The organism is Bacillus sp. IT-79MI2, from assembly GCF_949768135.1.
Taxonomy (GTDB): domain Bacteria; phylum Bacillota; class Bacilli; order Bacillales; family Bacillaceae_G; genus Bacillus_A; species Bacillus_A pseudomycoides.
On record NZ_CATKPV010000051.1, the window covers coordinates 616,028 to 629,299 of the forward strand.

Below are 13,272 nucleotides of genomic sequence, written 5' to 3' on the forward strand. Positions count from 1 at the left end.
GAGGAGTAAGAGGAGTGATAGAAAGTGAAGGTTCTAAGCGCTGAGAATTTAGAAACGAGCTATGAAAAATTCACGGTGTTTCGTGATTTGAATGTAGAAATACAAAAAGGAAAAGTCACCACAATTATTGGTCCAAATGGTTGTGGAAAGTCAACATTATTAAAAACAATGGGCCGAATTTTAAAACAAAAAAGTGGAAAAGTGTATTTACAAGGACAAGATTTAACTACAATTCCTACAAAACAAATTGCGAAGCAGCTAGCATTACTTCCGCAAAACCCAATTGCTCCGGGAGAGCTTAAGGTAGAAGAATTGATTTCTTATGGACGCTATCCACATCGAAACAATGTAAATAAATTATCATCCAAAGATAAAGAAATTATTGAATGGACGATGGATATTACAAAAACGACTGCTTTTCGCAAACGCCAAATTGCAAATTTATCCGGTGGACAAAGGCAAAAAGTATGGTTAGCGATGGCATTAGCACAAGAAACGGAAGTTCTATTATTAGATGAACCGACTACATATCTTGATATGTCTCATCAATTAGAAGTATTGCAAATTATTGAACGGTTAAACAGAGACCATAAATGCACAGTTGTTATGGTTTTACATGACATTAATCATGCAGCGCGATTCTCAGATGAGATTATTGCAATGAAAGAAGGGAAAATCGTGACAACTGGAAGCCCGGTAAATATTATTACAAATGAAGTGTTAAAAAATGTATTTCATATTGACGCACGCGTCATGATAGACCCATATAATGGTGCTCCTGTATGTTTCGGTTATGATAGTCTGTTCCAAGAAGAAAATACTGAAATATATGTAACTAGCTAAAATGATAAAAGGAGGGGGAATCACATGAATACTAGTATTGAAAAAAAGGATGTTACTATTTCGAATACAGAGCAGTGGAAGATGGATTCGAAACTAGGAAATCGTGAATATCAAATTTATATTTCGAAGCCAAAGCAACCCGCTCCAGAATCTGGATATCCCGTGATTTATGTATTAGATGGAAATGCATTTTTTCAAACGTTCCAAGAAGCTATGAAGATTCAATCGGTAAGAGCAGAAAAAACAGGAGTGGCACCAGCGATTATTGTTGGTGTTGGTTATCCAATCGAAGGAGTTTTTGCGGCTTCTGAAAGGTGCTACGATTTTACCCCTTCTTCACCTTCGGTGGATGCACCGCCGAAACCTGATGGGAAACCGTGGCCTAAGTCAGGAGGAGCGAATGAGTTTTTAGAATTTATTCAAGATGAATTGAAGCCACAAATTGAAAAGGATTTTGAGATTGATAAAGAAAGACAAACAATATTTGGACATTCACTTGGTGGATTATTTGCTTTACATGTATTATTTACAAATATAAATGCTTTTCAAAATTATTTCATCAGTAGCCCATCGATTTGGTGGAATAACAAGTCTATTCTTGAAAAGGAAGCAGCGTTTATAAATGAACTGAGTAGAGCGAGTTCTGAAGTCGGAGTCTTTCTGACAGTGGGAGCATTAGAAAGAGATCATATGGTTCAAGATGCAAATGCATTATCTGAGCGTTTAATGAACTTGCAACATAATAAGTTTCGATTTGCATTTTATGAAGCTGAGGGAGAGAATCATGCATCAGTAGTGCCAACTGCTTTAAGTAAGGCACTGCGCTTTGTAAGCAATTTATTCTAATCGTTGTTTTTTAGTAGAAGTGAACTTGTGTGGGAATTGCTTTCGTAGTTGAGTTCTGTCATATAAGTAACGAATAAATAGAGGATATAGGTTGTTATTTGATTCTTATATAGGGTATCACCATATGTAAGTTTAATGCTATAATTGGTATACTCATGGGGGCATTGTTCCTTATGGATGAGGATAAACTTTAAGAAGGTGATAAAATGGATCATAATGAAAAAGCAGAGGTTACTACCCATAGATCGGATAAAGAAAAAGAACAAATCATGAATAGGTTAAAGAGAATTGAAGGGCAAGTACGTGGTATCCAGAATATGATTGAAAATGATCGCTATTGTGTTGATATTTTAGTGCAGATTTCAGCTATTAATGCTGCAATGAAGAAGGTTGGTATGGGGATACTTAAAAATCATACAAATCATTGTGTTTCGAATGCTATTAAAGATGGTAATGGAGACGAAGCAATTGAAGAGTTAATGACAGTGTTTGAACGATTCTCAAAAGCGTGATAGAACAAGCTAGTATTGGATCTAGCTTGTTTTTTATTTTTTCATGGAAAAGTTTTTTATCTGTGTTGATACTTTTATACACAGTGTTATTTTAAAATTTAATTTTAGTAAATGTACCTGGAAATGTTGTTTATCCATGGGTAGTTCCAATGTTATTTAGCTCACATGAAGGGCTTTTATTAATTATCCAATTAGGATTATAAGTTTGACGAGTCTTTTTATAATGGAGTTAATTTCATTAATTAGAGAGCATAAACGAAGAATATAACATTTTAAACATAAAAAATAGCCTTCTCATAAGCGAGAAGGCTATTTTTTATTATTTTACTGCTTCTTTTAGTTCTTTACCAGCTTTAAATGCAGGTACTTTTGAAGCTGCGATTTGCATTTCTTCACCTGTTTGTGGGTTACGGCCTGTACGAGCAGCTCTTTCACGAACTTCAAATGTACCAAATCCGATAAGTTGTACTTTTTCACCAGCAGCTAAAGTATTTGTGATTGATTCTACTACAGATTGCACAACTACAGTAGCTTCTTTTTGAGAAATTTCAGCTGTTTGTGCTACATTTTTAATTAATTCTGTTTTATTCATATCTTCACCTCATATGTAAATAATGCTATTTAAGTTGTTATTATAACGTATAAAAGAGAAGAGAACAAGTGTACTATAGGTTTTCTCTTAAATTCTTTTTGCTAAGCAGTTACAGATTTTTTCTTTAATTCCGTTGTTTTGCTTTTTGATTGCTCTCGTTTGTTATAAGCCAAGAAGTAAGGGAGCGCTACAAATAGCATACCGCCGACTAAGTTCCCAAAGAAGACGACAATGAAATTTGGTAAGTATTCCATCCAAGTTAGATGCCCTGCAAAGATAGCGGCTGGTATAACGAACATATTGGCAACAACGTGTTGGAAGCCAATTGCAACGAAAGTCATAACGGGAAACCAGATACCAATCACTTTTCCTGCGAATTCTTTGCTACCCATACTGAGCCAAACTGCTAGGCAAACAAGCCAGTTACATCCAATAGCAGAGACAAATGCCTGTAACGGTGTATCATGTAGTTTTGCTTGAGCGATAGATAAAGTTTTTGCTAAAAATTGTCCCTCTGTTAATCCAACGATGTGGCCAAAAAAATAAGCTACAAATACAGCACCCAAAAAATTACTAATTGTAACAATTAGTAAATTTTTTAATACTTTAGAGAAAGGAATTTTTTTTGAAAACCAAGCGATAGGTACGGTCATCATATTACCGGTCACTAGTTCACCACCGGCAAGAATAACTAGAATTAGGCCGATAGGGAAAACAGCGGCTCCTAGAAAACTAGTAAAGGAACCCCAAGATTTTGGCATTGTTCCAATGACGTGAATATCAAGTAAATAACCTAACGCGATGAAAGCGCCGCCAAAAAAACCTAAAATCAACATAGGTAGTAGCGGTAAAAGTGCTTTTTTTTGACCCGAATTCGCGGCCAATTCAGTAATCTCTTGTGGTGCATAGACAGACATAAATAACCCCTCCATATTTTGATACATTACTCCATTTCCATTAATGAGTTTTTCTGTCTCATTAATGGTTAAATTGATAAATCCGGGGGAACGAGAAAAATCCCTCGATTAAGCATTTTCTGTTCTCAGAACATGAAGACGAGGCTTTTTCGGAATGAACACAAAAAATACCAAAAATGATACTCATCTTGGTAAGTAAAAGTAAAAATTACTTAGAGTAGTTCTGTAGAATCTTTTATCAACAATAAAATATGAATAAAAAGTACATGCATTGCATATCATGTCGATAAATTTATGTTATATAATTTGAATAATTTTGTCAATTAGTGGTAAAAACAAATGGATAGAAGTTAGGATATTCTATGAAAAATGATAGACATATGGAAACAATGATAAAAGTGAGATACGGGAAATGAGTAAAATTATTTTTAATAAAATATAAATGAAACAACTAAAGGAGATGGGGATTAGACAGTCTATGTCACGTAGAGGAAGCTGTCTAGATAATGCCCCAATGAAATCCTTTTTCGGTCATATGAAAGATGAATTAGATTATAAGTGTTATAAAACATATATAATGTTGAAAAACATATGTTTTTCAATTCATCAGTTAGGAAGTGATTGATGATGAATAAACCGTGGATCGCTAATAAACCATGGATCGGTAATAAACCAATAGATAAAATTTTTTCTAAGCATAAAATAAGCACTGAGCTGAAGGTGGAAAAAAATGCCCCCTCATGGATTGGAATAGAAGAAAATTCATTTTCAGAGAGTGGAATGGAAAAAAACCCCTACTCATGGATTGGAATAGAAGAAAATTCATTTTCAGAGAGTGGAATGGAAAAAAACCCCTACTCATGGATTGGAATAGAAGAAAATTCATTTTCAGAGAGTGAAGTGGAAAAAAACGACTCTTTATGGATTGGAATAGAAGAAAATTCATTTTCAGAGAGTGAAGTGGAAAAAAATGCCCCCTCATGGATTGGAATAGAAGAAAATTCATTTTCAGAGAGTGAAGTGGAAAAAAACGACTCTTTATGGATTGGAATAGAAGAAAATTCATTTTCAGAGAGTGGAGTGGAAAAAAATGCCCCCTCATGGATTGGAATAGAAGAAGATCCATTTTCAGAGAGTGAAGTGGAAGAAAGTTCAGCGACAACATCAATTGTAAAAATCCCGGTTGTATTAGCAGAGAGAACAATTCAAGTTGTTGTAGAAGCAAATATTTCATTGGATCCTTTGGCAATCGAAATTAAACGTGTGTTGAAAAATGTATTTTTAACACACTGTAAGTTAGTTCCTGTAGCGTTTACGTCGGTACTAGGTACCAATTATCGCCGAGTCACAAGAGCAAAATTATTTGTAGAGGGCTATATTCGAAATAGCATTGAATATGTTGCTGATCAGTGTAATGGATTATTGTATAGTCGGATTGTTAATATTTCGTTTTCTAGATTCCTAGATTTGACAGCAGGTGATTTTATAATACAGCCTTTATTGGTAGCTTTTTTAGATACTACATCCCACTTGATTAATCCTAAGGGTGGCTATTTACCCCAGTTAGATACAAATTCTTTTGGAAATCCAGTTTTTTATAATAAACAACCGTATTGTGAATTAGTCAGAGCTAATTTTTATGAGTTTGATTTTTCACCATGTTTAACAAATTTGAACGAGTCATGTAGCAAACTTTGTAAAATCGTACTAGATCTTACTTTGAACATCTTACAGGTACAGCAAGTACAAGTTTGAAAGATAGACAGACATCGTCTTTTTTTATAATAAAAGTTGATGTCTTTTTTTTTATTATAAAACATATATAATGTTGAAACGATTATGGGTTTAAAAAAATACGTAAGTCTTTCAATTCATCAGTTAGGAAGTGATTGACGATGAATAAGCCATGGATTAGTAATAAAATGATAGATAAAATTTTTTCTGAGCATAAAATCATCTCGGAGCTGGAAGTGGAAGAAAGTTCACCTTCAGAGATCGGGATGGAAGGAAATCTATTTTCAGAGAGTGAAGTGGAAGAAAGTTTACCTTCAGGGATCGGGATGGAAGAAAATCTATTTTCAGAGAGTGAAGTGGAAGAAAGTTCACCTTCAGGGATCGGGATGGAAGAAAATCTATTCTCAGAGATCGAGAAGGAAGATAATTCACCTCCTGAATTAAAAGAAGGAAGATTAGCATGTCTCATGACAGTGGAAATACCATTTTCCACCATTGCTGAAGTGACTGATTTTTTAATCTCACCTATTGTGAGTAGTACGAATGAAGAAGTATTTGCATTTCAAAACGAAGAGAATGAAACATTTCGTGAGTTAGATACAAAGTTGTTAGCTACGGTACATCATTATAACGAACAGCCATATTGTCGTTTAATTTCTTCAAAGCTTTTTGAAAAGAGGATTTTTCTAGAATTTTCGAGTGAGAATTATATAAAACATAGCGGGGAAAATCAGTTAGAGCAATCTTTATGGGTTCCTATACACAATTTGAATTTAAAGCAGAGAAACGAGAAAAAAAGCAGTAATTATGTAACGACGAAACTGCCAGTTGAAATAGGGAAGTATAAAACGGAAATTAGTTTAGAAGAAAGAGTGATGTTTCAAGAAGAAGTAGAAATTAAAGAAGTTTTACAAGAAATTGTTTTGACAGATAGTAAATTTTTTTCTCAAAAAGTTCTAAAATCAAAAGAGAATTCAGTAACAATTGAAAAAGGGAAGTTGTTGGTAGAAGGCTATGTTGTGCAGCGAATTGAATATACAATGGGGTGTTCTAATGAGCAAAGTAATGGATTAGTTAGGTATCAGTTACTGCAAAAAATAGTGCTTGAGTTAATCGTTCAAATATTACAAGAACAAGAAGTGCAAGTGGAAATTATGTAATCACTATTGCCACAGTGTATATAAAACATTTTTCTTGACTTTTTATATGCGGACGAGGAAAATGGTAAAAAAGGAAGGAGGGGTGATAATGGAAGAGTACGTATTGGATCTTTATAATGTATTGTATACAACAGATTGGCAAGATATTGTTTCATTTCTTGGAATTTTATTTTGTTTGAAAATTGTTATTGTGTACATGGAAGAGCAAGGTATGTTCTATTCCTTCTCATCTCCGTCCGATTTAGAGCGGGAACCGTTGCTCAACTATGCCAATATAAAACAGACGGAACTTCCTTTTATCACATTCTTTATGATTCGGTTTATAACAGCCATTGTGAAGAAAAAAGAAGCCGAAGAAGGAGATTGCTATCCGACTTGTAATACAGCGTATTGTTTATAAGCTAAATACAAGGAGGAGAATAATATGTGGTTTCGATTTCTTATGATTGGTTTCTTTTCATTAACAGCAATTTCTTTAATGGGATATCAAGTATCAGAGATTTTTCAAGCATATAGTGACATGTTTTTTAACAAAAACTAAACGAATTGCTATTTCAATAATAAAGCGATAAAATCCTTCTTAAGAAGTATGATTAAGAAGGATTTTTTCTTTGTTTGATTTCAGTGTGTCAAAGTATTGTCACATTTGCACTATGAATAATATGTTAAAATAGTGTAGTTAACTGTACATATGTAGAAGAGGAAGAGGGAGTGAACAATTTGATAGATCAATCAACGAATCAGAAAAGCTATGCTCCTATTGTGATAACGCTTTCTGTAGTTGTCAATGCGATTATTTTATTTTTGTTTTTTGGACCTGTTGGCTACAAAGGGAAGGTACATTTTGATGTAACAATCTTGCCGATGTTAAATGCAATTTTTAATAGCTTTACATTTGTATTTTTATTGGCAGCATTGTTTTCTATTATTAAAAAGAATGTAAAGATGCACCGAGGTTTTATTCTTGCGGCATTTACAACAACATTGCTATTTTGTGTTTCATATTTATCGTATCATTATTTAGCACCAGCAACGCATTTTGGTGGGCAAGGTATCATTAAATATGTGTACTTCTTTATTTTAATTACGCATATTTTCCTTGCGGCAATTATTGTACCGCTTGCATTATTCTCGCTTGTATATGGTTTTACAAACCAATTGACTCGTCATCGTAAGATTGTACGTTGGACGATGCCAATTTGGTTATACGTAAGTCTTTCTGGTGTTATTGTTTACTTAATGATTTCACCGTATTATCAATAAAAAATCTCAGCCTTTGGGCTGGGATTTTTTTATTCCACTATTCATAGGTAGTAATATCCCACAACTCAAGATTTAAAGAGAGGTGAAGAAGGTAGGGGGAGGGGAAATCTGATTGGTGAGGGCTAACTTTCACTGAGGAAAGATTCACTTTATGAAGCAAATATTTTTGTGAAATGAACAAAATATGTTATACAAAAGTATAGTAACTTTTATATTGGAAGGATGGGTAGGGAATTATGCAAAATTTTATATTTCGTAATCCGACAAAGCTTATTTTTGGGCAAGGGCAATTAGAACAATTAAAAACAGAGATTCCTCAGTATGGTAAAAAGGTTCTTCTCGTATATGGCGGGGGAAGTATTAAACGAAATGGCGTATATGATAATGTAATCTCTATATTAAACGAAATTGATGCGGAAATTTTTGAATTAACAGGCGTTGAGCCGAACCCACGTTTATCTACTGTAAATAAAGGAATTCAAATCTGTAAAGAAAATGATATTGAATTTATTTTAGCTGTCGGTGGTGGAAGTGTCATCGATTGTACGAAAGCAATTGCTGCAGGTAGTAAATATGATGGTGATGTATGGGATATTGTGACAAAGAAAGCATTTGCAAATGAAGCTTTACCATTTGGTACAGTACTAACTCTTGCAGCGACAGGTTCTGAGATGAACGCAGGGTCTGTTATTACAAATTGGGAAACGAATGAAAAGTATGGGTGGGGTAGTCCTGTTACGTTCCCACAGTTTTCTATTTTAGATCCAGCGCATACAGCTTCTGTACCAAGAAATCAAACTATTTATGGTATGGTTGATATTATGTCTCATGTATTAGAACAATACTTTCATCAAGGTTCAAATACAGAATTACAAGACCGCTATTGTGAATCTATTTTAAAAACAGTCATTGAAACAGCCCCGAAACTTTTAAACGATTTAGAAAACTATGAGCATCGAGAAACAATTTTATATTGTGGAACGATGGCGCTAAATGGCATTTTAGCAATGGGTGTCCGCGGTGATTGGGCAACGCATAATATTGAGCATGCCGTTTCAGCTGTGTATGATATTCCACATGGCGGTGGTTTAGCGATTTTATTCCCAAATTGGATGAAGCATGTTTTAGATGGAAATGTAGATCGGTTTAAACAATTTGCGATGCGTGTGTTTCATATAGAGATGGAAGGGAAAACGGATAAGGAAATTGCGGTGGAAGGTATCGAAGCGTTGCGAAGCTTCTGGACATCTATTGAAGCACCGTCTCGTTTAGCTGACTATGAAATTGGAGAAGAGAAAATTGATGTAATGGCTGAAAAAGCGATGGTTTATGGTGAATTTGGTCATTTTAAAAAATTAAATAAAAAAGATGTAGTAGAGATTTATAGAGCTTCATTATAAAGGATAAAGATAATTCAAAGAACCTTCTTGATACGTATCAAGAAGGTTCTTTGAATGTTATTGAACGGTTTAGTGGCTTTATTTGAATGAATTTGAATGTTTTTGATTGATTTTTGAATCCGATTTCATTATACTGTAATTAAAGAAGAGGTGAGTGATATGTTAACTCCTGAACGTCATCAGCTAATTTTACAGCTTGTGAAAGAGAAAAAAGTAGTGAAATTACAACAGTTGGTGGAAGAAACAAAAAGTTCAGAATCAACAATCCGTCGTGATTTAGCGCAATTAGAGAAAGAGCGTTTATTAAAAAGAGTCCATGGCGGGGCTGCTGTATTAACTGGAAAAGGTGAAGAGCCTACGATGGTTGAAAAATCAGCCAAAAACATTCAAGTGAAAAAACAAATCGCTAAGCATGCTGCGTCTTTTGTAGCAAAAGGTGATTGTATTTATTTAGATGCGGGAAGTACAACGTTTGAAATGATTCCGTATTTAATAGAGAAAGAAGTTACAGTTGTAACAAATGGACTTATGCATATTGAAGCGCTAGTTGAAAATAATATTCGTGCTTACTTGCTTGGTGGGATGATGAAGAGTCGAACAAAGGCTTTAATTGGTGCGATGGCACAGGAAAGTATGCAGCAGTATCGATTTGATAAGTGTTTCTTAGGGGCGAATGGTGTACATGAACAGCTTGGATATACAACACCTGATCCTGAAGAAGCATTGCTGAAAAAAAGGGCGTTAACATTAGCGAATGAAGGTTATTTTTTAATAGATGAAAGTAAATTTGCCGAAGTTGCATTTGCGAAAATTGCAAGTATTGAAGAAGCGACAATTATTACAAATGCATTAGAAGAAGAGCAAGAAGAATATAAACGAAAAACAAATGTAATTGAGGTTGATAAACGATGATTTATACAGTTACTTTAAATCCATCGATTGATTATGTTGTTCAAGCAGAGTATTTCACACTGGGAACTGTCAATCGAGCGGAAAACGATATGAAATTTCCTGGTGGGAAAGGGATTAATGTATCCCGTGTGCTTCATCGGATGGGAATAGATAATACAGCGCTTGGTTTTATAGGCGGATTCACAGGTCAATTTATTGAAGATGTTTTGAAAAGTGAAGGTGTTAGGACGAATTTTGTTCATGTAGATGGAGATTCGCGTATTAATGTGAAAATAAAGGGACAGGAAGAAACAGAACTGAACGGGCAAGGGCCTGTTATTACGGATGAGCAGCTCGGGCAGTTGATGAACAAAATTGAAGATATGCAGGCTGGTGATTATCTTGTGTTAGCTGGTAGTATTCCGGCATCGATTCCAAAAACATTTTATGAAACGATTGCTGCTTTTGGGGCAAGACGTCACATTAACGTCATTGTTGATGCGAGCGGAAGTGCGCTTCAGTATGTGATTCAAAATAAGCCATTTTTAATCAAGCCGAATCATTATGAGCTTGGAGAATTATTTGGAGAAAAGCTTTCAACAGTAGAAGAAATTATTCCATATGGAAAAAAGTTAATTGAACAAGGTGTACAGAATGTAATTGTTTCTATGGCAGGAGATGGAGCTTTATTATTTACAAGTAAAGGAATATATGAGGCAACCGTACCAAAAGGAACAGTTATCAATTCTGTCGGAGCGGGAGACTCTCTTGTTGCAGGTTTTGTGGGGATATATGAAAAAACGAAAGATGTTGAAGAAGCAATTCGTTATGGTGTAGCAACAGGAAGTGCAACAGCTTTTTCAGCTGATTTATGTACGAAAGATAAAGTAGAGGAATTATTATCGCAAGTAATGATTACAAAGCGGTAGGGGGAACAGAATATGAAAATTACAGAACTTTTAAAAAGGGATACCGTTATCATGGATTTGACAGCTTCAGCAAAAGAAGCTGTCATCGATGAATTAGTAGAGAAACTAGAAAAGGCAGGAAGATTGAATAGCCAAGAGGAATTTAAAGAGGCTATTTTACAGCGTGAAATGCAGAGTACAACTGGAATTGGTGAAGGGATTGCTATTCCACATGCCAAAACAAAAGCAGTCAAACAACCAGCTATTTGCTTTGGACGAAGTGTAAGCGGTGTCAACTATGAGTCGCTTGATGGACAACCAGCTCATTTATTCTTTATGATTGCGGCTAGTGAAGGAGCAAACAATACACATTTAGAAACACTATCTCGTCTATCTACGTTATTAATGGATGAAGGGTTTCGCAAACAACTGTTAGAAGCAAAAAGTGAAGAGGAGCTTCTTCATTTGTTCGATGAAAAAGAAAATGAACAAGAAGATGAGCAAAGTGAAGTAACAAAACCGGAAGGAAATGAACCATATGTGTTAGCAATAACAGCTTGTCCGACTGGTATCGCTCACACATATATGGCTGCGGACAGTCTAAAGGCAAAGGCAGCAGAATTAGGAATTGCGATTAAGGTCGAAACAAATGGTTCTACTGGTGTGAAAAATGGATTAACGAAAGAGGATATTGAGCGTGCAACAGCTATTATCGTTGCGGCGGATAAACAAGTAGAAATGAATCGCTTCGCTGGAAAGCATGTTATTCAAGTACCGGTTGCAGATGGTATTCGGAAATCAGATCAGCTAATTAATCGAGCTGTGAATCAAGAAGCCCCGATTTTTAAAGGAATAAAAGAAAATAGAAAAGTAGAGGGGCCAGAGAAGGAAAAAGGATTTGGTATATATAAGCATTTAATGAATGGTGTTAGTAACATGTTACCTTTCGTTGTTGGTGGTGGTATTTTAATTGCACTAGCCTTTTTCTTTGGTGGTATCGATACGAAAGGGCCGATTGCAGAAACATTGATGTCAATTGGTGGTAAAGGGGCATTCCAATTCCTTGTTCCGATATTAGCTGGATTTATTGCGAGTTCTATTGCGGATCGCCCAGGGTTTATGCCTGGTATTGTCGGTGGATTTTTAGCAGCGCAAGCAAATGCAGGATTTTTAGGTGGATTAATTGCTGGTTTCTTAGCTGGATATATTGTACTTGGTTTAAAGAAAGTATTAGCAGGTTTACCAGCACAATTAGAAGGAATTAAACCTGTTTTATTATATCCGGTACTTGGTTTGTTACTTACAGGGGTATTAATGTTGAAAGTTGTAAATCCTCCTGTTGTTGCTTTAAATGAGGCGTTAACGAGTTGGTTAAATGGTTTAGGTGGTGCGAATGCTATACTATTAGGGCTTATTTTAGGTGGAATGATGGCTGTTGATATGGGTGGTCCTATTAATAAAGCAGCATTTACATTTGGGATTGCTGCAATTGAGGCTGGAAACTTTGGTGTGCATTCAGCTGTTATGGCTGGTGGAATGGTACCTCCGCTTGCGATTGCACTTGCAACTACACTTTTTAAAGCGAAATTTACAGAAGCAGAACGTAAATCGGGTTTTACAAACTATATTATGGGGACATCATTTATTACAGAAGGGGCAATACCATTTGCGGCTGCTGATCCAATCCGTGTAATTGTCAGTTGTGTTGTTGGCTCAAGTCTTGCTGGTGCATTATCGATGTTATTTGGAATTACATTGCCAGCGCCACACGGTGGAATATTTGTTATATTATTAGTGAATAAACCAGTTCTATATATTCTTTCTATATTAATAGGTTCTATTGTATCTGCCTTTATGTTAGGGATATGGAAAAAGAAAATTTCATAAAAAGTTGAAAAGGACAGCGGCCATATTACGAAGGCACTGAAAAAGTGTTTGCTTTGAAAAAACAACATGCATTTTTATCAATATGTTGAAAGGAAAAAGGAGTTCATCGCCTGTATATAGTAGGTGGTGGACTCCTTTTTCTTATGAAGTGGACTTTTTCAGTGGCCTCCATATTAGGTAGCTGTCCTTTTCGGTTTATAGTGTATGTTATATATATGAATGTCAAAATGTATATGATTTATTACATAAAAAGACATAGCGCAACTAAGAATTGTAATGTTTCGGTGTTTTTTTGTAACAAGATGGTAATACTATTACT

General features: G+C 35.1%; 14 protein-coding genes. 12 read left to right on the plus strand and 2 right to left on the minus strand.

Annotation, left to right across the window (positions count from 1 at the left end):
- Window positions 1–24: 24 nt before the first annotated feature.
- The 3 genes from ACM6HU_RS09985 (at window position 25) to ACM6HU_RS09995 (ending at window position 2,201) form a co-directional block, all read left to right on the plus strand.
- Complete coding sequence (locus tag ACM6HU_RS09985) at window positions 25–843, plus strand: ABC transporter ATP-binding protein (protein WP_016131855.1); 819 nt, start codon at window positions 25–27, stop codon at window positions 841–843.
- 24 nt (window positions 844–867) lie between these two features.
- Entirely contained in the window at window positions 868–1,689 is an 822-nt protein-coding gene (locus ACM6HU_RS09990) for an alpha/beta hydrolase (RefSeq protein WP_016115844.1), read from the plus strand.
- A 206-nt stretch (window positions 1,690–1,895) separates the two neighbouring features.
- The gene (locus tag ACM6HU_RS09995) at window positions 1,896–2,201 is read left to right on the plus strand and encodes a metal-sensing transcriptional repressor (protein ID WP_016115843.1); all 306 of its coding nucleotides are present in this window, start codon (window positions 1,896–1,898) and stop codon (window positions 2,199–2,201) included.
- Window positions 2,202–2,520: 319 nt separating this feature from the next.
- Here the strand turns inward: ACM6HU_RS09995 and ACM6HU_RS10000 are convergent, their stop codons facing one another.
- On the minus strand, window positions 2,521–2,793 hold the full coding sequence (locus tag ACM6HU_RS10000) for an HU family DNA-binding protein (RefSeq protein WP_003199316.1): 273 nt from the start codon (window positions 2,791–2,793) through the stop codon (window positions 2,521–2,523).
- Between the two features lie 101 nt (window positions 2,794–2,894).
- Entirely contained in the window at window positions 2,895–3,710 is an 816-nt protein-coding gene (locus ACM6HU_RS10005) for a formate/nitrite transporter family protein (protein ID WP_016115842.1), read from the minus strand.
- Window positions 3,711–4,152: 442 nt separating this feature from the next.
- On the opposite strand from ACM6HU_RS10005, the gene ACM6HU_RS10010 reads away from it, so the two are divergent.
- The 9 genes from ACM6HU_RS10010 (at window position 4,153) to ACM6HU_RS10050 (ending at window position 12,953) form a co-directional block, all read left to right on the plus strand.
- Window positions 4,153–4,335, plus strand: coding sequence for a hypothetical protein (locus ACM6HU_RS10010; protein WP_088094649.1), 183 nt, complete (start codon window positions 4,153–4,155; stop codon window positions 4,333–4,335).
- 485 nt (window positions 4,336–4,820) lie between these two features.
- Window positions 4,821–5,465: a CsxC family protein gene (locus tag ACM6HU_RS10015; RefSeq protein ID WP_229161852.1), complete on the plus strand. Its 645-nt coding sequence runs from the start codon at window positions 4,821–4,823 to the stop codon at window positions 5,463–5,465.
- Window positions 5,466–5,605: 140 nt separating this feature from the next.
- The gene (locus ACM6HU_RS10020) at window positions 5,606–6,604 is read left to right on the plus strand and encodes a BC_2427 family protein (protein ID WP_016131851.1); all 999 of its coding nucleotides are present in this window, start codon (window positions 5,606–5,608) and stop codon (window positions 6,602–6,604) included.
- 88 nt (window positions 6,605–6,692) lie between these two features.
- Window positions 6,693–7,004, plus strand: a complete 312-nt coding sequence (locus tag ACM6HU_RS10025; RefSeq protein ID WP_016115838.1) for a hypothetical protein — start codon at window positions 6,693–6,695, stop codon at window positions 7,002–7,004.
- A 320-nt stretch (window positions 7,005–7,324) separates the two neighbouring features.
- On the plus strand, window positions 7,325–7,867 hold the full coding sequence (locus tag ACM6HU_RS10030; protein ID WP_033671477.1) for a DUF420 domain-containing protein: 543 nt from the start codon (window positions 7,325–7,327) through the stop codon (window positions 7,865–7,867).
- A gap of 236 nt (window positions 7,868–8,103) precedes the next feature.
- Window positions 8,104–9,267 carry an iron-containing alcohol dehydrogenase gene (locus tag ACM6HU_RS10035; RefSeq protein ID WP_077295783.1) on the plus strand — a complete coding sequence of 388 codons (1,164 nt, stop codon included), beginning with the start codon at window positions 8,104–8,106 and terminating at the stop codon, window positions 9,265–9,267.
- 159 nt (window positions 9,268–9,426) lie between these two features.
- Complete coding sequence (locus tag ACM6HU_RS10040) at window positions 9,427–10,179, plus strand: DeoR/GlpR family DNA-binding transcription regulator (RefSeq protein ID WP_016115835.1); 753 nt, start codon at window positions 9,427–9,429, stop codon at window positions 10,177–10,179.
- Entirely contained in the window at window positions 10,176–11,087 is a 912-nt protein-coding gene (pfkB, locus tag ACM6HU_RS10045) for a 1-phosphofructokinase (RefSeq protein ID WP_016131849.1), read from the plus strand. Before ACM6HU_RS10040 ends, pfkB begins: the two co-directional genes overlap by 4 nt.
- 12 nt (window positions 11,088–11,099) lie before the next feature.
- Window positions 11,100–12,953 (plus strand): fructose-specific PTS transporter subunit EIIC, encoded by a 1,854-nt coding sequence (locus ACM6HU_RS10050; protein WP_016115833.1) that lies wholly within the window; start codon window positions 11,100–11,102, stop codon window positions 12,951–12,953.
- The last annotated feature ends 319 nt before the right edge of the window (window positions 12,954–13,272 follow it).